Source organism: Roseovarius sp. MBR-6, from assembly GCF_040547525.1.
Taxonomy (GTDB): Bacteria; Pseudomonadota; Alphaproteobacteria; order Rhodobacterales; family Rhodobacteraceae; genus Roseovarius.
Genome location: NZ_JBEPPW010000006.1, coordinates 202,802 through 223,906, shown reverse-complemented (window position 1 = coordinate 223,906; position 21,105 = coordinate 202,802). Strand labels below are relative to the sequence as shown.

Genomic DNA, 21,105 nt, shown 5'->3' with positions numbered 1-21,105 from the left:
AGTTCGTCCAGTAATTCCTTGGATATCGTCATCGTCCTCACTCCTCTCAAGAAGCATGGACCAAAGCGCAGTTACACAGAAGATCGGACACTCTCGCCCCTGCCTGCCAGACCACAGAACCCGCCGAAATCGGCGGGTTTTTTTTGTCTTCCAGTAATGACGATCTTTTGGCCAAATATCGCCAACATTCTCGGACATGTTGCCTCAACAACAAGGGTCTGACTGTCCGTAACGTCAGGCCATAAATGCAAGATTGGCATGACGAGTAGCACAATGACCCAAACCGCGCCGAACCCGATTCGTGCCTGCACGATCAGCAGAGACGTCCAGAATTTCGACCTCCTCATCGAGGACATGGAAACCGCGATGGGTGACGCGTGGGGCGATCTCGGCTTTGCCGAGGCGCTGGCCTTCCTCGCCCAACCGGAGGCGGAGGCGCTTGAATTCGTGGCCCTGGCAATGGATGCCGGCGACGAAGAGGACCTCGCTCTGCTGACCGAAATCATCACCGTGGCACATGACAAAAGGATCAAATGCATCCTCATTGCCGAGGATGTCAGCCCCGCCTCGTTGCATCAGCTTTTGCGCAGGGGAGCGGATGAATTTGTCCCCTACCCCCTGCCGGAAGGCGAGTTGGAGGCGGCCATTGAACGTCTCAGGGCGGCACCGGCACCCGTTCACGCCATGGCGGCGACGCCGAAGCCGCCCGAATCACTCCCGAAGAACGGTGCCGGTGTGGTGCTGGCCGTGCAGGGCCTCGCGGGTGGCACCGGTGCCACGACACTCGCCACCAACCTTGCCTGGGAACTGGCGATAACGGACAAGGCCAAGCCGCCGCAAGTCTGCCTGATCGATCTCAGCCTGCAATTCGGGTCCGTCGCCACCTTCCTTGACCTGCCGCGCCGCGATGTCGTTTTCGAGATGTGGTCCGACACGGAGCGGCTCGACGAGGATATCTTGCGACAGGCCTTCGTCACGTTCGAGGACAAGCTGCGCGTGCTGACCGCGCCCACGGACATCCTGCCGCTCGATTTCATCAACTCGGACGACATCAAGCGGGTGCTTGATCTGGCGCGTCAGCATTTCGATTACATCATCATCGACATGCCGACCTCCCTGGTGCAATGGACCGAGTCGGTCCTGAATGCGTGCCAGATCTATTTTGCCACGCTCGAACTCGACATGCGGTCGGCCCAGAATTGTCAGCGGATCAAGCGCGCGCTGCAATCCGAGGAGCTGCCATTCGAAAAGCTCCGCTTCTGCCTGAACCGCGCGCCGAAATTCACCGATCTGACCGGCAAGAGCCGGGTGCGCCGTCTGAGCGAAAACCTCGATATCGCCATCGACATCCAACTGCCCGATGGCGGGCGCGCCGCCGCCCAGAGCGCGGATCACGGGCTGCCGCTCGCAATGAGCGCAGCCAAGAACCCGTTGCGCCGCGAGATCGCCAAACTTGCGAAATCCCTGCACGACCTTGGCCGCGAAGAGTCCGAGGCCGCTTGAGGAAGGACTGACAACGATGTTCTCTCGATACAAGAAACCCGCAGGCACCGCCGCGACCGAATCGAAATCCTCGGCGCAAGCGGCCGCAACAGCGTCGACGGCCCAGATCACCAGCCTGCGCAAGCCCGCGCAGACGACTCCGGCCAGCGCGCAGCCTGTGGACAAGGAGCGCAAGCGCAAGGAACGGCTCGGCGAGATCAAGATCGAGTTGCACCGCGCGCTTCTGGACAATCTCAACCTTGCCGCGCTCGACACCGCCGCCGAGTCCGATCTGCGCGCCGAGATCAGCTCCATCGCGGGCGAGCTGCTTCAGGAAAAAGGCATCGTCCTCAATCGCGAGGACCGCGCGCAACTCACGCAGGAGCTTTACGACGAGGTCAAGGGCCTTGGCCCTCTGGAAACCCTGCTCAAGGATGACACGATCAGCGATATCCTCGTCAACGGCCCGCACCAGATATTCATCGAACGCAACGGCAAGCTCGTGGTCAGCGACGTGACCTTCAAGGATGAAAAGCACCTCCTGAGGATCATCGACAAGATCGTGAGCGCCGTGGGACGCCGCGTGGACGAATCGAACCCCTATGTGGACGCACGCCTTGCCGACGGCTCGCGCTTCAACGCCATGGTGCCACCGATCGCGGTGGATGGCAGCCTCGTGTCGATCCGCAAATTCAAGAAGGACAAGCTCGGGATCGACGATCTGGTGCGCTTCGGTGCCTTCTCCGAGGAGATGGCCGCCTATCTTCAGGCCGCCGTCGCCACCCGCCTCAACGTCATCGTCTCGGGCGGAACCGGCTCCGGTAAAACGACAACGCTCAACGCGCTCTCGTCTTTCATCGACAATGCCGAACGCATCCTCACCATCGAGGATACCGCCGAATTGCAACTTCAGCAGATCCATGTCGGGCGCATGGAAACCCGCCCGCCCAACGTCGAGGGCAAGGGCGAGGTGACGGCACGCGACTGTATCAAGAACGCGCTCCGGATGCGCCCCGACCGCATCATCGTCGGCGAGACGCGCGGCGAGGAGGTGATCGACATGCTTCAGGCGATGAATACCGGCCATGACGGCTCGATGACGACGATCCACGCCAACAATGCGCGCGACGCCATCAGCCGTCTGGAAAACATGGTCGCCATGGCCGGGCTCGAGATGCCGCTCAAGGCCGTGCGCAACCAGATTGCAAGCGCGGTCAACCTGATCGTGCAGGCAAGCCGCCTTCAGGACGGCTCGCGCCGGATGACCTCGATCACCGAGATCACCGGCATGGAGGGCGAGGTCATCTCGATGCAGGAAGTGTTCCGCTTTCAGCGCGCAGGCCTGACGGCCGACAACAAGATCATCGGCCATTTCACCGCCACCGGCGTGCGCTCGCACTTCTCCGAGCGCTTCCGTCTTTGGGGCTTTGATCTGCCGGCCTCGATCTATGAACCCGTAGCCGCGGAGTGACATCATGAGTCTCAGCGCCGAACCGATCATCTACGGCCTCATCTTCATTGGCGTCCTTGTGCTGGTGGAGGGGCTTTACCTCACCGTTTTCGGGCGCTCGATCAGCCTTGACAGCCGTGTGAACCGACGCCTGGAAATGCTCGACAAGACGGGCAACCGCGAAGAGGTGATGGAAAAGCTCCGCAAGGAGATGGAACAGCATCTCAAGGCGCGGCGTGTGCCGCTCTACGCGATCCTGTCGCAAAAGGCGCAGAAGGCAGCCATCGCCTTTACCCCCAAGCAGATCGTGCTGATCATGATCGCAACGGGCATGCTCGCGTTCCTCGGGCTGACCATCGGCACCCAGACCCAGCTTGCGGTGCGTATCGTGGCCTCGGCGGCCATGGGCATCGGCGGGGTCTATTTGTGGATCAGCATGAAGGCGGCCAAACGCTCGGCCATGCTCGAGGAGCAACTGCCGGACGCAATCGAATTGATGGTGCGCTCGCTCAGGGTGGGGCACCCGTTCTCATCGGCCATCGGCATTGTCGCCACCGAAGTTTCAGATCCGATCGCCACCGAATTCGGCATGATCGCCGATGAGGCAACCTACGGCCGGGATATCGGAGAGGCGCTTCAGGACATGTCCGAGCGGCTCGACATGCAGGATTTGCGCTTTCTCGCCGTGGCTGTCACGATCCAGCAGCAGGCGGGCGGTAACCTCGCGGAAATTCTCGACGGTCTGGCCAAGGTGATCCGCGCCCGCTTTCGCCTTTTTCGTCGCGTCAAGGCAATCACCGCCGAGGCGCAATGGTCGGGAAAATTCCTCTCGGGCTTCCCTCTGCTTGCCCTCGTCGGGATCCAGTTGCTCAAGCCGGACTATTACGACGAAGCGATGGAAACCCCCTATTTCATTCCCGCGGCAATTATCGTCGGCGTGTTTCTCGTGGTCAATCTCGTGGTGATGCGCGCCCTCGTGAATATCAAGGTTTAAGGACAGGCCATGCCCCTCGCAGCGACAATCCAGACCTTTCTGACCGACACGCTCGGTCCCTTCGGGCCGCTCCTTGCCATCGGCGGGCTTGGCCTTGTGATGGTGCTCGCAACGCTGTCGCTTCTTCTCGTGCAGAAGCCCGACCCTCTTGACCGGCTCAAGCAGTCGGCAGGCACCGCCACCGCCGGAGACGGCAAGGCCCGGTCTCTCAGAAGCGGCAACAAGAACAAGAAACTGGACAAATACGCGAGCTTTCTTGAACCGCAGGACAAGAAGCAGCTCAGTGAAATCCGCCTCAAGCTGATGCAGGCAGGCTATCGCCACCGCGACGCGGTGCGCTATTTCCACGCCGCGCAAATGGGTCTTGCCCTTGGTCTTCTGGTGCTCGGGGTGATCTATTTCCTGCTGTTCAAAACCGGACAGGAAACCACCGTCAATGACGCTCTGCTTTACATTCTGGGACCCGGCGTCGCGGGCTACATGATACCGAAATACTGGGTGACAAAGCGTCAGCAAAAGCGGCAGGAAGAGATCCAGGACGGTTTCCCAGACAGCCTCGACATGATGCTCGTGTGCATCGAGGCCGGTCAATCGCTCGATCAGGCGATCATCCGCGTTGCCCGTGAAATACGCGCGGCCTATCCCGCGCTCTCGGAAGAATACGAAATCGTCGCCCTCCAGATCAAGGCCGGGCGCGACAAGGCGGGCGTTCTCAACGAATTCGGCGAGCGCTGCGGCGTTCAGGATATTTCCAGCTTTGTCACGGTGTTGATCCAGTCGCAGACCTTCGGCACATCCATTGGCGAGGCGTTGCGCGTCTATGCCGGCGAGATGCGTGACAAACGGGTCATGCGCGCGGAAGAAAAGGCCAACAAGCTGCCGACCAAGATGACATTGGCCACGATGATGCTTACAGTGCCGCCATTGTTGATCATTCTGGTCGGGCCATCGGTTCTGGGCATCATGGAGCTGCTGGCCATGTCCGAGTAAGTGACGGAGCATCATGGCGGCACGATCAGTGACGGTTTTGCTGGGCACTCTGGCCCTCGCGGGCTGTCTTGGTGCGCCGCAACCGCAAGGCCCTTACGCCCCCGGTCCGGTGCCGGGGGCCGAGACGGCAGATCCGCTTCTTGTCGGTCACCGCCTGATGGATGCGGGCGAATACGAACTGGCGCAACGCGCCTATTCGCGCGCGGCTGTCGGGCAGGGCATGACCGGCGACGTTCTCGCCGGTCTCGGGACCGCCAACCTGGCCCTTGGACGCCTCGGCACCGCCGAGAAACTCTTGCGCCGCGCGGTCGAGACCGAAGACGCCACCCCGGAATTCTGGAACAATCTTGGCGTGGTGCTGATGGAAAAGGGCGAGTTTCTCGAAGCCGAGCAGATGCTGCGCCGCGCCTATGCGCTCGATAATGGCGAAAGCGACGCGATTCGCGACAATCTGCGTTTGGCACTCGCAAAATCCGAAATTTCCGTTTATGGTGCTGAAGAAGAACAGGCAAACCAAGAATACAAAGTGGTGCGGCGCGGCGGGGGGAGCTACCTGCTTCGCACGATACCCTGAAGAGGCAGAGGCAGTAAAAGGACGCAGACATGCGCCACCCCATCCTTGTTTCCCTGTGTGTGACCGGCGCGCTTGTGCTTGGCGCATGTGTAAAATCCTCCGAGGACAAGGTCGATCGCGCCATGCGCGATCTCAATGTCGTCGATGAGACAGGCCTCAACGACGTGATGCTGAACGCGGCCGATCCTGGCGAGGCGGTGGCCTATTTCCAGCGCGCCAGCACCGCCGATCCCGACCGCATCGACCTTTTGCGCAGCCTTGGCCAATCGCTGATCCGCGCGCAGCGCCCCACCGAGGCCGCCGCTGCCTGGACGCGCGTGACCGAACATCCCGACGCCACCGACGAGGACCGCGTGGCGCTCGCGGATGCGCTCATCCGCAACAGCGACTGGACGCGCGCGGGCGAGGTGCTGAACACCGTCCCCCCCACCTACGAGACCTATCGCCGCTACCGGCTCGAGGCGATGGTGGCCGACAGCAAGCAGGACTGGAAGAAGGCCGACAGCTTCTACGAGGTTGCCGCAGGTCTGACCACCAAGCCGGGCAGCGTCTACAACAACTGGGGCTTTTCCAAGCTCACGCGCGGCGATCATGCCGGGGCCGAGCGCCTCTTTGCCGAGGCCGTGCGCCATGATCCGGCACTCTTCACCGCCAAGAACAACCTCGTGCTCGCACGCGGCGCACAGCGCAACTATGCGCTTCCCGTCTTGCCCGTCAGTCAGGAAGAGCGCGCGCAACTCCTTTACACGTTGGCGCTTTCGGCCGTCAAACAAGGCGACGTGGCCATCGGCAAGGGCCTTCTGCAAGAGGCGGTAGAGACGCATCCGCAACATTTCGAAGAGGCCGCCCGCAACCTGCGCGCCCTTGAATCGAATTCCGGCTGAGCCGAGATGAGTTTCGTTCTGCCCGCGCAGGCGGCGCTCTGGTTTCTGCCCTTCGTGCTGCCCGTCTGCCTCTGGGTGGCATGGAGCGATCTGCGCACGATGAAAATCCCCAACACGGCGGTGCTCTGCCTTGTGGTCATCTATCTCGTGATCGGCCTCATCGCCCTGCCGCTGGCCGATTATGGCTGGCGGCTCACGCATCTCGCGGCATTGCTTGCGGCGGGGATCGTGGCCAATGCCGCCGGCCTCATGGGGGCGGGCGACGCCAAGTTCATTGCCGCCGCAGGGCCCTTCGTGGCGCTGGCGGATGCCGCCAAGGTTGCCCTGCTCCTTGCGGTCATGCTGCTCGCGGGATTGATCGTCCACCGGGTCGCGCGCGCCTCGCCGCTGCGCAATCTCGCCCCCGGCTGGGCAAGCTGGCAGGCGAAGGGCAAGTTTCCCATGGGTCTTGCGCTTGGCCCGGCGCTGGCGCTCTATCTCGGGCTGGCAGCCTTTGGCACTGTGTGATCCGCCGCGAATCCGCCCGCCGCGCACCACATTTCCTGCACCATTTCCGGGCATGATCGGCGCGAGACACCGTGAGGGCAGGATCACCGCCATGAACATGCAGACCCATCCGGGGGTTCAGCCCCCGCCGCCTCCGAACCGCCTCGAGGAGATGCGCCTGCCCATCGTGATGATGCGCGATATTCTTCTCAAGACCATGTTTCGCAAGAATCTTGACCTTGTGGGCGATATCGCCACGGCCATCTGCCTGCCGCGCGCCGTCACGCAGGAACTGATCGACCTTGCCCGCAGCCAGAAGCTGATCGAGGCGACCGGCACGCTTCACGCCAATTCCGGTGGCGAGATGGGGTTTCAACTCACCGATGGCGGCAAGAGCCGCGCGCTCGACGCGCTGAGCCAGTCGGAATATTTCGGCCCCATGCCGGTGCCGCTCGATGTCTACCGCGAGCAGGTCAAGCGACAGTCGATCCGCAATATCCAGATCACCCGCGCGCAACTGACCTCGGCCATGGGGCATCTGGTCCTGCCGCCTTCGCTGCTCGATCATCTCGGCCCGGCGGTGAGCGCGGGGCGCTCGATCCTCATGTATGGCCCGCCCGGCAACGGCAAATCCTCGATCTCCAACGGTATCCGTGACGCCATGGGCGACAAGATCTATGTGCCGCGTGCCATCGAATATGCCGGTCAGGTGATCACCGTCTATGACCCGATCGTGCATTCCGCCGCCGAGACCGAGGAGGACGATCCCAATTCGCTGCGCCGCAGACGGACCTTCGACACGCGCTATGTGCGATGCGAGCGCCCCACGGTGATCACCGGGGGCGAGCTGTCGCTCGACATGCTCGATCTGGTCTACAACCCCACCGCGCGCACCTATCAGGCGCCGCTGCAACTCAAATCCACGGGGGGCATCTTCATCGTCGATGACCTTGGCCGCCAGAAGGAACCGCCGCAAAGCCTCGTCAACCGCTGGATCGTGCCGCTGGAGGAATCCAAGGATATCCTCGCCCTGCAATCGGGCGAGAAATTCGAGGTGCCGTTCGACACGCTGGTGATCTTCTCCACCAACTTCCACCCCAACGAGATCTTCGACAAGGCCGCGCTGCGCCGGATCTTCTTCAAGATCAAGATCGACGGGCCGTCACAGGCCGATTTCCTCAAGATCTTCGCCATGGTGGCGCGCAAGAAGGGGATGCCGCTGGACGAGGAAACGCTGATCCACCTCATCAGGACGAAATACCCCACGATCAACAACATCTATGCGAACTATCAGCCCGTTTTCCTGATCGACCAGATGATAGCGATCTGCGAATTCGAGGGCACCCCCTACCACATGAGCCCTGACCTCATCGACCGCGCCTGGGCCAATATGTTCGTCAAGGATGAAGAGATCGTAAAGTGACGCGGGCCGCGCGCGGCCTCACACCCGCCCCTTCCACGGCACCAGCCATTTCTCGGCCTTGCGCATCAATATGTCGATGCCGTAGCCGATCACGCCGATCAGGATGATCCCCATGATCACGATATCGGTCAGTTGAAAGCGCGAGGCCACCATGATCATCATGCCCGCGCCTTTTTCGGCGGCCACGAGTTCAGCCGCCACCACGGTGCCCCAGCATACCCCCATGGCGACGCGCGCGCCGGTGAATATCTCGGGCAGTGAATTGGGGACGATCACATGGCGCAGGATCTGCCATTTCGAGGCCCCGAGCGAATAGGCGGCGTGGACCTTTGCGATGGCCACCCCCGACACCCCCGCCCGCGCCGAGATCGCCATGATCCAGAGCGCCGCCAGAAAGAGCAGGATGATCTTGCCGGTCTCGCCGATCCCCGCCCAGATGATCACCAGCGGGATAAGGGCCAGGGGCGGCACCGGGCGCATGAATTCCACGATCGGATCGAACCAGCCCCGGAACCAGTCCGAAAGGCCCATGGCATAGCCCAAGGGAATACCCACCAGCGCACCGAGGGCAAAGCCGATGATGACACGGGTGAGCGACCAGTAGAGATGTTGCCACAGGGTGAAATTCTGATAGCCGTCCCGCGCGATCTCGCCCACGCGCTTGACCACCGCCTCGGGCGGGGGCAGCCAGATCGGTTCCATCTGCATCCCCTTGGCCGGGGCGAAATTGAGCGAACCGCGCGGCGTGAGCGTCACCGTGCCATCGGCCACGCGCACGGTTTCGCCTGGCGCAATCGCGCGCCCGTCGATGGCGACAACGCGCGCGCCGTCCTCGCGGGTGATCTCGTCGTTCTGGTCCATCCGCAACAGCTGCGAGCGCCACGCGCCCACGATCAGCGCGTCATCCCTGGCAAAGCCGTCGCCGGGGGCAGTCTCGGGCGGGCTCACCTCTTCGCCCAGCCGAAAGACGCGGGCAAACACGGTGGCGTCGTCGCGCCGCCCGTCGGCAGCCTCCAGCGTGTAGGTAAAGCTGGTATCGCCCAAAAAGGGGCCCGGCGCATGGACCGGCACCCATCTGGAGCCGGTGAAGGCCCCCCAGAGCAGGAAAATCGTCAGCACCGACAACACGCTGGCCCAACGATCCGGGCGCACGGCGCTTTCATCGCCGAAGGTCACGGTCTTGAGCGAGGTGAAATCGCGCACCTGTCGGTATTTGCGCAAGCCGAACCGGACCACGAAGAAGGCCGCGACGAAAATGGCGATATAGAGAACGAGAACGATCATGCCTCGGCCTCCTCGGTGCGGCCCATGATCTCCTCTTCCATGTCCCAGATCATCGACAGGATTTCCTCGCGCTTCTCGCCGAATTCCGGGTTCTTCTTGACCGCGCGCAGGTCCTGTCCGACCCCGTCATCGGCGAAGGGCAGGCGGTATTCGCGGTGGATGCGCCCCGGACGCGGTGCCATGACCAGAAGGCGCTCGCCGAGCAAAAGCGCCTCCTCGACCGAATGGGTGATCAGGATGATGGTCTTGCCCGTCTCTTTCCAGAGCTTGAGGACCAGCCCCTGCATCTTCTCGCGCGTCAGCGCATCGAGCGCGCCAAGCGGCTCATCCATCAGGATCACGTCCGGATCATTGGCCAGGCAACGCGCCAGCGCCACGCGCTGCTGCATCCCGCCCGACAGCTCATAGACCGACTTTTCCTTGAAATCACGCAGGCCGACCACATCGAGCAGATGATCGACGGTATCGCGCCATTCGGCTTCCCGCTTGCCGGCCATGCGGGGGCCGAAACTCACGTTGTCGCGCACGCTCATCCATTCGAAAAGCGCGCCCTGCTGAAACACCATGCCACGCTCGGCATCGGGCCCTGTCACGCGGTGCCCGTTGAGCGTGATTTGTCCTTCGGTCGGGGCGAGGAAGCCCGCGACGATGTTCAGAAGCGTGGTCTTGCCGCAGCCCGAAGGGCCGAGCACGCTCAACAATTCTCCCGATTGCAGTTCAAGCGAGACGTCCTGCAACGCCTGCACGTGCCCGCCGTTCGGCAGATCGAACCGCATGGAAATGTTCTCGATGGAAAGTGTCGACATGCCGCCCCCTTGGCTCTGATGGTTCGCGGTCGGGCACGGAGGGGCCTGCCCGGTCATGCCGAACAGGCCCCCCGTGCCCTGTCAGAGGGTCACATGCCCCGGCTCGCCGCAAGCGGGCCGGTGTTGACGTTGTTCTCATAGGTGGCCAGCGCCGAGTCGATGCTGCCCGCCTCGACAAACACTTCGGCCACGCCCTTCATGAATTCCTGCGCGCCGCCGCCCAGCCATTTCGCGCTGAGTTGCTCCTCGACGGTGGGGAACACGAAGGTGTCGATGGTGCGGGCGGTGTCAGCGACATCCATGCCGCTATCCTTGGCAATGATGGGCAGCATCTTGTCGCGGTTCGCCGGGTCTGCCCACATGGCGTTGGCCTCGGCCGTCACCTTGAGGAAGGTCGCCACCACATCAGGGTTTTCCGCGACAAAGGCCGTCGGCCCCGAGGTCACGTCAAAGACCAGAATCCCGAGCTCTTCCTTCTCCGCTCCGGTCAGCAACACGTTGCCGTGTTCCTCGGCGCGGCGCAGCGACCCACCCCAGCCGCAAAAGACGTCAACCGCGCCCTGCGCGATCGCCGCGGCCCCCTCGGGAGGGGCCATGTTCACGATGTCCAGGGAGGCCAGATCGACCCCGAAATGGTTCATCTGCTTGAGAAAACCGTAATGCGCGGCAGTGCCGAGCGGCACGGCCACCTTCTTGCCCGCAAGATCGGCGGCATTGGTCTTGTCGATCTCGAGCACATCGCGCACGACGCAGTTGTCGTTGTCCGAATAGCTCACCGCCACGTCGAGCACCTGAAGATCCTGCCCCGCGCTGGTGGCCACCACGAAGGGCGGCACGCCCTGGCTGACCGAGAGGTGGACATCGCCCGACGCCATCGCCGCACTCATCGCCGTGCCGGTATCAAACGCGCGCCAGGTCACCTTCATGCCGAGCGCCTCGTCATACATGCCGGTTTCCTTGGCATATTGGAACGGCATCGGCCATTCGAGGAAATAGGCCACGGTAAGGTCCTGCGCGTTGCCTGCGCCCGCGAAAAGCGCGGCGGCTGCGGCGGCAGAGAGGAATTTTCCCTTGAGTGTCATGTTGTCGTTCTCCCGTTGGTCATGTGGTGCGGCGTTTCCCGCTTATCGTGCCCTGCGCATAAGGCGGCTTGGGCCGCTCTTTTCGGCGTCGCCCCTGCGTGTCGAGGCATCGCGCTGCAAAGTGAACCCGATTGCCGCAAACCGATCAACGCCTTAATCCCGAGTGTGCGGCCATTTAAGCATTTTGGAAAAGAGGTTTTCGTTTTGGCGCACGCACAGGGCCAGTGATGCAGTCACGGCCATTTTAGTAGAATTTTCAACTCCCTGCCCTCAGTCGGGCCCAAACGAAGTCCCATCTGGGCTCATCGAACGCACCCTTCTGGCCCTATCGCCCTGCCCGGATTTGCGGCGAAGTCGAACGCAGGACATACTCACCCTCCCCCGGACTCGCCGCGCGCGCGCCGGTGAAACCTGTAATGGAGCGCCCGATGGACGGAAAACCTCTCGACAATGACATCACCCGCGTGGTCGAGGCCGACCGCGCCCATGTCTGGCATCACCTCATCCAGCACGCCGCCTGGACGGGACCGGACCCCAAGGCCGATCCGCGCATCATCATCGAGGGACGCGGGATGCGCGTGTGGGATCAGAAGGGCAAGGAACATCTCGACGGCGTCTCGGGCGGGGTCTGGACGGTCAATGTCGGATATGGCCGCGAGCGGATCGCCAACGCGGTGCGCGACCAGCTCATTCAACTGCCCTATTTCGCGGGCTCCGCGGGCTCCATTCCCGGCGCGCTCTTCTCCGAGAAGCTGATCTCGAAAATGCCGGGGATGAGCCGGGTCTACTACACCAATTCCGGCTCGGAGGCGAACGAGAAGGCGTTCAAGATGGTCCGCCAGATCGCGCACAAGCGGTATGGCGGCAAAAAACACAAGATCCTCTACCGCGACCGCGACTATCACGGCACGACGCTGGCCTGTCTCTCGGCCGGGGGGCAGGACGAGCGCAATGCGCAATACGGCCCCTTCGCGCCCGGCTTCGTGCGGGTGCCGCATTGCCTTGAATACCGCGCGCAATGGGATCTGGAGGGCGAGGCTTACGGCGTCGCCGCCGCCAATGCCATCGAAGAGGTGATCCTGCGCGAGGGCCCCGATACCGTGGGCGCGCTGTGTCTGGAGCCGGTGACGGCGGGCGGTGGCGTGATTGTCCCGCCCGAAGGCTACTGGCCGCGCGTGCAGGAAATTTGCCGCAAATACGATATCCTCCTGCATATCGACGAGGTCGTGTGTGGCGTGGGCCGCACCGGCACCTGGTTCGGCTATCAGCATTACGGGGTGGAACCCGATTTCGTGACCATGGCCAAGGGCGTGGCGAGCGGATACGCCGCCATCGCGTGCTGCGTGACCAACGAGCGCGTGTTCGAGATGTTCCGCGACGACACCACCGATCCGATGAACTACTTCCGCGACATTTCCACCTTCGGCGGTTGCACGGCGGGGCCTGCCGCCGCGATCGAAAACATGGCGATCATCGAGGAAGAAGGGCTTCTGGCGAACACCACCGCCATGGGCGACTACATGCTCGATCAGTTGCGCGCGCTTCAGGAGCGGCACGCGGTCATCGGCCATGTGCGCGGCAAGGGGCTGTTTCTGGGGGCCGAACTGGTGGCGGACCGGACGACGAAAGAGCCTGCTCCGGAAAAGATGGTGCAGGCCGTCGTGGCCGACTGCATGGCGCAGGGCGTCATCATCGGTGCCACGAACCGCTCGCTGCCGGGCTTCAACAACACGCTGTGCTATTCACCCGCGCTGATTGCCACGCGCGATGATATCGACACGCTCGTGTCGGCAACGGATGCGGCGCTCACGCGCGTGTTCGGGTAAGAACCACCCCGCCCCGAGACCTGCGTTTCGGGGCGGGGCGGAGCCGGAATTTTCAAAAAATTCCGGACCGGAAACTTTCAAAGTTTCCGGTGCGCCCGTTTCCTCAGATCACCACCACGTCGAGCGGCGGAAAGCCGTTGAACCCGACCGAGGAATAGCTCGAGGTATAGGCCCCGCAGTTGCGGATGATCACCCGGTCCCCCGCCCGCAGACCGACGGGCAGCGCCACGGGGCGCTTTTCATAGAGAACATCGGCGCTGTCGCAGGACGGGCCGGCCAGAATGCACGGTCCCGTCGCCTCATGATCACGGTCGCTGAGGAACTGATAGCGGATCGCCTCGCCCTCGGTCTCCGCGAGCCCGGAAAACCGCCCGATATCGAGATAGACCCAGCGGCAGAGATCATCCTCGGCCTTGCGGCTCACAAGCAGAACCTCGGCGGCGATCATGCCCGCCTCGGCCACCATGCCGCGTCCCGGTTCGGCCATGATGCGCGCGGCCCCCGGAAAGCGCGGCTCGACCATTTCCATCACCGCGCGCGCATAGGCCTCGGGGGCTTCGATCGCCTCGCCGTAGAAGGCCGGAAAGCCGCCCCCGATATTGATCAGCGACAGCGCGTGACCGGCGGCCCGCGCCTGCGCCCAGACCGCGCCCACGCGGTCGAGCGTCTCGCGCCACATCTCGGCGCGCCGGGTCTGGCTGCCCACGTGGAACGAGAGGCCCACGGGCGCAAGGCCAAGCGTCACAGCGTAATCCATCAGCGCCGCGGCCCGCTCGGGCGCGCAGCCGAACTTGCGGCTCAAGGGCCAGTCCGCCCCGGTCGCCCCCACCAGAAGGCGGATATAGACCTGCGCGCCGGGTGCGTGTTCGGCGATTTTCTCAAGCTCCATCTCGCTGTCGGCGGCAAAAAGCGTGATGCCCGCACGATGCGCGAAGGCGATGTCAGAGGCACGCTTGACCGTGTTGCCAAAGGAAATCGTCGCAGGCGCTGCGCCAAGACCGAGGCAAAGCTCGATTTCACCGCGCGAGGCAGCGTCGAAATGGCTGCCCTCACTGATCAGAACCTCGATCACCTCGCGCGCCGGGTTGGCCTTGACGGCATAATGGATATCCGCGCGGCCCAGGCCGGATTTCAGCGCGCGATACTGCTGCGCCACGGTGTCGCGATGAATGACCAGCGTCGGGCGGTCAAACTCGCGGCCCCGGATATAATCGACAAGAGGGGAAGGCGCGAAAACAAAATCTCCGCCCGCAAGCGGGTTTACGTAGGCGTTCATGGTCATCTCCGATCAAGACCCGGGACAATGCCCGACCAGTTCCAAAAGGAGACGTTACCGTCGCTACGTAAACACGGGTGGCGAGCCACCGGCCAGAGGCGCGTGCGTTGGCGTCTATGAACCGCCAGATAGAGTCATGTCCCGAGTCACGCAAGAAATATCTGCGGGCGCGGGAAAAATTCTTCGACCCGTGCTCAGACTGCCCGCACCCAGTCCGGCAGGCCGTGCCCAAGGATGACCTGCATCCCGAGGCGGCCCAGTTCGTCGGAACATTTCGCGCCCCGGCCGCAGCCCGCCGTGGCCACGCCGATCCGGTCCGAGACCATGGCGATGCGGGCGCGGTCCTCAGGCGTGAAGGTGGTGACACAGGCGGCGCGGCTGATCCCGAGGATCGCCAGCCCGGGCATCCGCGCGCGGATCTCGCCTTCGAGAAACGCCGCCACATCGGCGCTGCCGCCCGAGCGGAACCAGTCACTGATCTCGTCGCCCGAGCCGAGCGGACGATCCACCGGATCGCCCCCCATCTTGAGATAAAACCGCCCGTCCGGATAGCGGATCGGCGGCAGGAGATACGGCCCGTCGCCATGCGCGTGCAGGTAGATGAGCGGCGGCAGGGTCGCAAGCCGCGCGGCCTCGACCGCGCTCACCTCGAAAAACGCCACCGTGCGCGCCATCACCGTCAGCGGCAGCGCCTCCGGCAAGAGCGTGTCGGTATAGCCACCCGCCGCCACCAGAACGCGGGCCGCGCGCGTCTCGCCGCCCTCATGACGGATCGTCACCCCGTCGCCGCGCTCCTCCAGCGTCAGCACGCGCGCGGTGACGATGCGTGCCCCGGCCCGTTCGGCGGCGCGGCTCTGCGCGGCCACAAGACGGCGCGGGCTGATATGGCCTGCATGCTGCGGCTCGTGCCAGGCCATCGTGCCGGGCGCAAAGCGGAAATCGGCAAAGCGTTCGGCAAGGCCCGCATGGTCGAGACGGTCGCAGGCGATGCCGTCCCGCGCCGCCACCTGCCCGATCCGCTCCATCGCGTCGCTGCCCTCGGGCCCGGCCATGACAACGCCGCGCTCGGAATAAAAGCCGATGCCGCTTGCCGCCTCGATCTCGGCGTAGCGCGCGATCGAGGCGCGGCTGACCCGGCTCCAGAACGGATCGGGATCAAGGCTGCGGGTGATGCGCCCCTCGTCGTAATGGCTGGCAAAGACGCCCTGATGCGCGGCCATGACCGCAGGCTCGTCGGGACCGATCAGGATGACCGCGTGTCCAGCCCGCGCCAGATGCCGCGCCGCGGCCGACCCGATCAACCCTCGCCCGATGACCGCGATTTCCATGCCCTGCCCCTCTCCCGGACAATCGTCTCAGCGACGGTCGTCCTCGTCCTCGTCCTCGCCGTCATCGTCGGGCAGGTTGAAGAAGCTGTCCGCGTCATAGTGCTTTTCGGGCTCCTCGCGCTCCGCCCCGCCAAGGGTGAACGTCTCCAGCCCCTCGATCGCGGTCGGGATGCGCGGCTCGGCCTCGGCCCCGAGGCTCTGCTCGGTGCTCAGAAGCTTGCGCCGCTCGTCATCGTTCAGCGTCGCGCCCTCAGCGGCCTTCTTGGCGGCGGCCTTTTGCACGGCGGCATCAAGCTCGGACTGCTTGCAAAGGCCAAGCGCCACCGGGTCGATGGGCTGCATGTTGGAGATGTTCCAATGCGTGCGCTCACGGATCGAGGTGATCGTGGGCTTGGTGGTGCCGACCAGCTTGACGATCTGGCTGTCGGCCAGTTCGGGATGGAACTTCACCAGCCACAGGATTGCATTCGGGCGGTCCTGCCGCTTCGAGAGCGGCGTGTAGCGCGGACCGCGCCGCTTCTCCTCGCCCACGGCGGAGGGGTTGAATTTCAGGTGCAGCTTGTAGGCCGGATCGGCCTCTGCCTTGGCGATCTCGACTGCGGTCAACTGGTTGTTGGCCACCGGATCGAACCCCTTGACGCCTGCGGCCACATCGCCATCGGCGATGCCCTGCACCTCCAATTCGTGCATCCCGCAGAAATCGGCGATCTGCTTGAAACTGATCGTCGTGTTGTCCACCAGCCAGACGGCGGTGGCCTTGGCCATGATCGGCATGGACATGCTGGCGTCTCCTTCGCTCAAATCTTCCCCAAGACCCGGAACGGGCGGTTCCGGCGGCCCGGAAGAGTTTCCATTGTCGGGGAATTCTGCTGTCATATACGCAAGCCGCGACAAAAAGGAAAGCCCCGAGATGCGCCCTTACCTGCTGATCCTTCTGGCCCTGCTGCTTGCCGCCCCGCTCCGGGCCGAGCGCGCGGGCGCGTTCGATTACTACGTCCTCAGCCTGAGCTGGTCGCCCACATGGTGCGCGCTCGAGGGCGATGCGCGGGATGCCCCGCAATGCGACCGCGCGCATGGCTGGGTGCTGCACGGGCTCTGGCCGCAATACACGCGCGGCTGGCCCGATTTCTGCCAGAGTCCGCACCGCCCGCCGCCACGCGCGCTCACCGCCTCGATGGCCGATATCATGGGTTCTCAGGGGCTGGCCTGGCACCAATGGAAAAAGCACGGCACCTGTTCGGGCCTGCCCGCGCCGGAGTATTTCGCCCTCGCGCGCCGCGCCTATGAGAGCGTCAACCGCCCCGAGGTGTTCCGCAAGCTTGATCGCCCGGTCAGGCTTTCCGCGCAGGTCGTGGAGGCGGCCTTTCTCAAGGCCAATCCCGGCTGGACCGCGGATATGCTGACCATCACCTGCCGCGCGGGGCGGATCGAGGAGGCGCGTTTGTGCCTGTCAAAAACACTCGACCCGGTGCCCTGCGGACGCGACGTGATCCGCGACTGCCGACTGGAGGACGCGCTGTTCGACCCCCTGCGCTGAGCTTTCATCGTTCTGAAAATACTCAATAAAATCGGCCTTTACCAATCAGAACGGCACCTCGTCCGCGCCGGTGATGAAGCGTGCGACGACCTTTTTCACACCTGCCTTGTCAAAGGCGATCTCGAGCTTGTCGCCCTCGATGCCGGTGATCTCGCCATAGCCGAATTTCTGGTGAAAGACCCGCTCGCCCACGCTGTGCGAGCTCAGCGCCTGCGCGTCGATCACCGGGGAGCGGACCTCGACCGGCTGGCCCATGGGCCGCGCGCCGCTGCGCGATTGCAACCTGCGCCAGCCCGGCGAGTTGTAGACATTGGCCTCGGCGGCGCGGGTCTCGATGCCGCTTGCGGCCCCGACGGGACCGCCATAAAGACCCGGCGGCGTCAGCACCTCGACGTGATCGGGGGGCAACTCGTCGATAAAGCGCGAGGGCATTTGCGATTGCCACTGGCCATAGACCCGCCGGTTGCCGGCAAAGGAGATGGTGCAAACCTCCTCGGCGCGGGTGATGCCGACATAGGCGAGGCGGCGCTCCTCCTCCAGCCCCTTCTGCCCGCTTTCATCCATCGAGCGTTGCGAGGGGAAAAGCCCGTCCTCCCAGCCCGGCAGGAACACGGCGGGAAATTCCAGCCCCTTGGCGGCGTGGAGCGTCATCAGGGTGATCTTCTCGCCGCCCTCCTCGCTTTCGTTTTCCATGATCAGGCTGACATGTTCGAGAAAGCCTTGCAGGTTCTCGAACCCTTCCAGCGCCTTCACCAGTTCCTTGAGGTTTTCCAGCCGCCCCGGTGCCTCGGGCGTCTTGTCGTTCTGCCACATGCCCGTGTAGCCCGATTCGTCGAGGATGATCTCCGCGAGTTCCAGATGGGTGATCGCGGGATCGTCCACCATCCGGCCCCAGCGGGCGAGGCCATCCAGAAGCCGCGCCAGGGCCAAGGCCCCCTTGCCGCCAAGCCCCTTCTGATCCAGCAGCAGCCGCGCGCCCGTCACCAGCGGCACGCCGTGCTGCCGCGAAATCACCTGGATTTTCTGCACCGCCTTGTCGCCCAGACCCCGCTTGGGTGTGTTCACGATCCGCTCAAATGCCAGATCGTCGGCGGGGGACGTCACGAGGCGGAAATAGGCCATGGCGTCGCGGATCTCCAACCGCTCGTAAAAGCGCGGGCCGCCGATCACGCGGTAGGGCAGGCCGATGGTCAGGAAGCGGTCCTCGAAGGCGCGCATCTGGTGGCTGGCACGCACGAGAATCGCCATCTGATCGAGGCCGAAGGCCCGCATCCCCCGCGTGCCGCGGCTCATCGAATCGATCTCCTCGCCGATCCAGCGCGCCTCTTCCTCGCCGTCCCAATGGCCGATCAGGCGGACCTTTTCGCCTGTCTCGGACTCGGTCCAGAGCGTCTTGCCCAGCCGGTCGCGATTGCCCGCGATCACGCTGCTTGCTGCGGCCAGGATATGCGGGGTGGAGCGGTAATTCTGTTCCAGCCGGATCACCGCCGCACCCGGAAAATCCGTCTCGAAGCGCAGGATATTGCCCACCTCGGCCCCGCGCCAGCCATAGATCGACTGATCGTCATCGCCCACGCAGCAGATATTCTTGTGTCCCCCCGCAAGCAGGCGCAGCCAGAGATATTGCGCGACGTTGGTGTCCTGATATTCGTCCACGAGGATGTATTTGAACCAGCGCTGATATTGCGCCAGAATATCCGGGTGGGTCTGAAATATCGTCACCACATGCAAGAGCAGATCGCCGAAATCGACGGCGTTCAGCTCGCGCAGGCGCACCTGGTAGAGCCGGTAGAGCGCGGGACCCTTGCCGTCATAGGCGCTGGCCTCGCTGGCGGGCAGGTTGTCGGGCGTCCAGGCGCGGTTCTTCCACTGGTCGATGATCCCCGCGAGCATCCGCGCGGGCCAGCGTTTGTCATCTATGTTGGCGGCCTGCACCAGTTGTTTGAGCAGGCGCAGCTGATCGTCGGTGTCGAGGATGGTGAAATTCGATTTGAGATCAAGCAGTTCGGCGTGACGACGCAAGAGCTTGACGCAGATCGAATGGAAGGTGCCAAGCCACGGCATCCCCTCCACCCGCTCGCCCATCAGGCGACCAACACGGGTTTTCATCTCGCGGGCGGCCTTGTTGGTAAACGTCACGGCAAGGATTTCATTGGGGTGCGCGCGCCCCGTGTTCAAAAGATGCACGATGCGCGTGGTCAGCGCCTTGGTCTTGCCCGTGCCCGCGCCCGCGAGCATCAGCACCGGGCCATCGAGCGTTTCCGCAGCGCGGCGCTGTTCGGGGTTCAACTCGTCGAGATAGGGCGCGGGCCGCGCGGCCATGGCGCGGGCGGCAAGGCTGGCACCCTCGAAAGCGTCACTGTCGTCAAAACTGCTCATGCGCGCGACAATAGCGCGGGCAATCCCCGAGATAAAGCCCGGTGTTCGGTTAATGTTCCGGGCTTTTCCACCTCTGGACAAGCCGCTGAAAACCCGCGCAAATGAGGCATGAACCTGCATGCAAGATACCCCGCCCTGTCTGATCTGCGCGACCGCGCACGCGCCCGTATCCCGCGTTTCGTCTGGGACTATCTCGACAGCGGCACCGGGGTGGAGGCCACCAAGGCACGCAACCGCGCGATGCTCGATCACGTTTTGCTCAGCCCGTCGATCCTGCATGGCGAGATTGCGCCGGACCTGTCGGTGACGCTTTTCGGGCAGAGCCACCCCTTGCCGGTGGGGATCGCGCCGGTGGGGATGTCGGGGCTGATCTGGCCCGAGGCAGAGCACCATCTGGCGCGCGCGGCGACACGGGCGGGGCTGCCCTATACGCTGTCGACCGTGGCGACGGTGCGCCCCGAGGACGTCGGGCCGCATCTGGATGGGCGGGGCTGGTTCCAGATGTATCCGCCGCGCGACGAGGGCATTCGCGCCGATATGCTGAAGCGCGCGCGCGAGGCGGGATTTTCCGTGCTGGTGCTGACCGTGGATGTGCCGGTGGCGAGCCGACGCGAGCGGCAGGTGCGCTCCGGCCTGACCACGCCACCGAAGCTGACGCCGCGCCTCTTGGCGCAGGTGGCGATGCGCCCTGTCTGGGCCATGGGCATGGCCGGAAAGGGCCTGCCCCGGATGCGGCTCATCGACGATTACGCAGGCGCGGTGAAGGGCCTGCCCTCGACCAAGCACGCGGGCTATCTGCTGCGGACCTCGCCGGACTGGAGCTATCTGCGCTGGCTGCGCGAGCATTGGCAGGGACCGCTGGTAGTCAAGGGCGTCAGCCGGGCCGAGGATGCAACGGCGCTGGAAAAGGAGGGCGTTGACGCGATCTGGATCTCGAATCACGCGGGCCGCCAGTTCGACGCCGCCCCTGCCACCATCGAGGCGTTGCCCGGTATTCGCGCGGCGACGCGCCTGCCGGTGATCATCGACGGCGGGTTCGAGGGAGGGCTCGATATCCTGCGTGCCATAGCCCTTGGCGCGGATTTCGTTATGATGGGGCGCGGCTGGCATTACGCGCTGGGTGCGCTCGGGGCGGCGGGGCCTGCGCATCTGGTGGAGATCCTCACCGAGGATCTCAAGGCCAATATGGGGCAATTGGGCACAGCGCGGCTTCTTGACGTGCGCGCCCGCCTCCTGCCCTGAACCGTCCAAAGGCCGATTGCACAAACCTTTCACAAATCTTACAAGACGGCAGCGCCGCAGCG

The 21,105-nt window shown here is 63.9% G+C and carries 19 protein-coding genes; 12 read left to right on the top strand and 7 right to left on the bottom strand.

Going from position 1 to position 21,105, the window contains the following annotated elements:
• The 9 genes from ABIE57_RS10530 to ABIE57_RS10490 form a co-directional block, all read left to right on the top strand.
• Positions 1-222, top strand: a 222-nt coding sequence (locus ABIE57_RS10530; protein WP_354538973.1) for a hypothetical protein, incomplete at its 5' end; no start/stop codon positions are given.
• A 36-nt stretch (positions 223-258) separates the two neighbouring features.
• Positions 259-1,503 (top strand): CpaE/TadZ family protein, encoded by a 1,245-nt coding sequence (locus ABIE57_RS10525; RefSeq protein ID WP_354538972.1) that lies wholly within the window; start codon positions 259-261, stop codon positions 1,501-1,503.
• Positions 1,504-1,519: 16 nt separating this feature from the next.
• Entirely contained in the window at positions 1,520-2,953 is a 1,434-nt protein-coding gene (locus ABIE57_RS10520; protein WP_354538971.1) for a TadA family conjugal transfer-associated ATPase, read from the top strand.
• A gap of 4 nt (positions 2,954-2,957) precedes the next feature.
• The gene (locus ABIE57_RS10515) at positions 2,958-3,926 is read left to right on the top strand and encodes a type II secretion system F family protein (protein ID WP_354538970.1); all 969 of its coding nucleotides are present in this window, start codon (positions 2,958-2,960) and stop codon (positions 3,924-3,926) included.
• A gap of 9 nt (positions 3,927-3,935) precedes the next feature.
• Positions 3,936-4,916, top strand: a complete 981-nt coding sequence (locus ABIE57_RS10510; RefSeq protein ID WP_354538969.1) for a type II secretion system F family protein — start codon at positions 3,936-3,938, stop codon at positions 4,914-4,916.
• Positions 4,917-4,929: 13 nt separating this feature from the next.
• Positions 4,930-5,490, top strand: a complete 561-nt coding sequence (locus ABIE57_RS10505) for a tetratricopeptide repeat protein (RefSeq protein ID WP_354538968.1) — start codon at positions 4,930-4,932, stop codon at positions 5,488-5,490.
• 29 nt (positions 5,491-5,519) lie between these two features.
• A complete protein-coding gene (locus ABIE57_RS10500; RefSeq protein ID WP_354538967.1) occupies positions 5,520-6,374 on the top strand; it encodes a tetratricopeptide repeat protein in 855 nt (284 codons plus the stop codon).
• A 6-nt stretch (positions 6,375-6,380) separates the two neighbouring features.
• The gene (locus ABIE57_RS10495) at positions 6,381-6,881 is read left to right on the top strand and encodes a prepilin peptidase (protein WP_354538966.1); all 501 of its coding nucleotides are present in this window, start codon (positions 6,381-6,383) and stop codon (positions 6,879-6,881) included.
• Between the two features lie 91 nt (positions 6,882-6,972).
• Entirely contained in the window at positions 6,973-8,283 is a 1,311-nt protein-coding gene (locus ABIE57_RS10490; protein ID WP_354538965.1) for a DUF8689 domain-containing protein, read from the top strand.
• Between the two features lie 18 nt (positions 8,284-8,301).
• Here the strand turns inward: ABIE57_RS10490 and ABIE57_RS10485 are convergent, their stop codons facing one another.
• From ABIE57_RS10485 to ABIE57_RS10475, 3 genes are all read right to left on the bottom strand, one after another.
• Complete coding sequence (locus tag ABIE57_RS10485; RefSeq protein WP_354538964.1) at positions 8,302-9,567, bottom strand: ABC transporter permease; 1,266 nt, start codon at positions 9,565-9,567, stop codon at positions 8,302-8,304.
• Entirely contained in the window at positions 9,564-10,373 is an 810-nt protein-coding gene (locus tag ABIE57_RS10480; protein ID WP_354538963.1) for a taurine ABC transporter ATP-binding protein, read from the bottom strand. The genes ABIE57_RS10485 and ABIE57_RS10480 overlap by 4 nt, the downstream gene beginning before the upstream one ends.
• Positions 10,374-10,462: 89 nt before the next feature.
• Positions 10,463-11,455 carry a taurine ABC transporter substrate-binding protein gene (locus ABIE57_RS10475; RefSeq protein ID WP_354538962.1) on the bottom strand — a complete coding sequence of 331 codons (993 nt, stop codon included), beginning with the start codon at positions 11,453-11,455 and terminating at the stop codon, positions 10,463-10,465.
• A gap of 428 nt (positions 11,456-11,883) precedes the next feature.
• Here ABIE57_RS10475 and ABIE57_RS10470 point away from each other — a divergent pair, with 428 nt between their 5' ends.
• A complete protein-coding gene (locus ABIE57_RS10470; protein WP_354538961.1) occupies positions 11,884-13,281 on the top strand; it encodes an aminotransferase family protein in 1,398 nt (465 codons plus the stop codon).
• Between the two features lie 103 nt (positions 13,282-13,384).
• On the opposite strand, the gene ABIE57_RS10465 is transcribed toward ABIE57_RS10470, so the two are convergent.
• From ABIE57_RS10465 to ABIE57_RS10455, 3 genes are all read right to left on the bottom strand, one after another.
• Positions 13,385-14,563, bottom strand: coding sequence for a type III PLP-dependent enzyme (locus ABIE57_RS10465; protein ID WP_454283730.1), 1,179 nt, complete (start codon positions 14,561-14,563; stop codon positions 13,385-13,387).
• 188 nt (positions 14,564-14,751) lie between these two features.
• Positions 14,752-15,885 (bottom strand): NAD(P)/FAD-dependent oxidoreductase, encoded by a 1,134-nt coding sequence (locus tag ABIE57_RS10460; protein ID WP_354538959.1) that lies wholly within the window; start codon positions 15,883-15,885, stop codon positions 14,752-14,754.
• Positions 15,886-15,912: 27 nt separating this feature from the next.
• Positions 15,913-16,665, bottom strand: coding sequence for a DUF1013 domain-containing protein (locus ABIE57_RS10455; RefSeq protein ID WP_354538958.1), 753 nt, complete (start codon positions 16,663-16,665; stop codon positions 15,913-15,915).
• Between the two features lie 130 nt (positions 16,666-16,795).
• On the opposite strand from ABIE57_RS10455, the gene ABIE57_RS10450 reads away from it, so the two are divergent.
• Complete coding sequence (locus tag ABIE57_RS10450) at positions 16,796-17,422, top strand: ribonuclease T2 family protein (RefSeq protein WP_354538957.1); 627 nt, start codon at positions 16,796-16,798, stop codon at positions 17,420-17,422.
• A 45-nt stretch (positions 17,423-17,467) separates the two neighbouring features.
• Here ABIE57_RS10450 and ABIE57_RS10445 read toward each other — a convergent pair whose 3' ends face one another.
• Positions 17,468-19,801 (bottom strand): ATP-dependent helicase, encoded by a 2,334-nt coding sequence (locus tag ABIE57_RS10445; protein WP_354538956.1) that lies wholly within the window; start codon positions 19,799-19,801, stop codon positions 17,468-17,470.
• A 108-nt stretch (positions 19,802-19,909) separates the two neighbouring features.
• Here ABIE57_RS10445 and ABIE57_RS10440 point away from each other — a divergent pair, with 108 nt between their 5' ends.
• Positions 19,910-21,043, top strand: coding sequence for an alpha-hydroxy acid oxidase (locus ABIE57_RS10440; protein ID WP_354538955.1), 1,134 nt, complete (start codon positions 19,910-19,912; stop codon positions 21,041-21,043).
• The last annotated feature ends 62 nt before the right edge of the window (positions 21,044-21,105 follow it).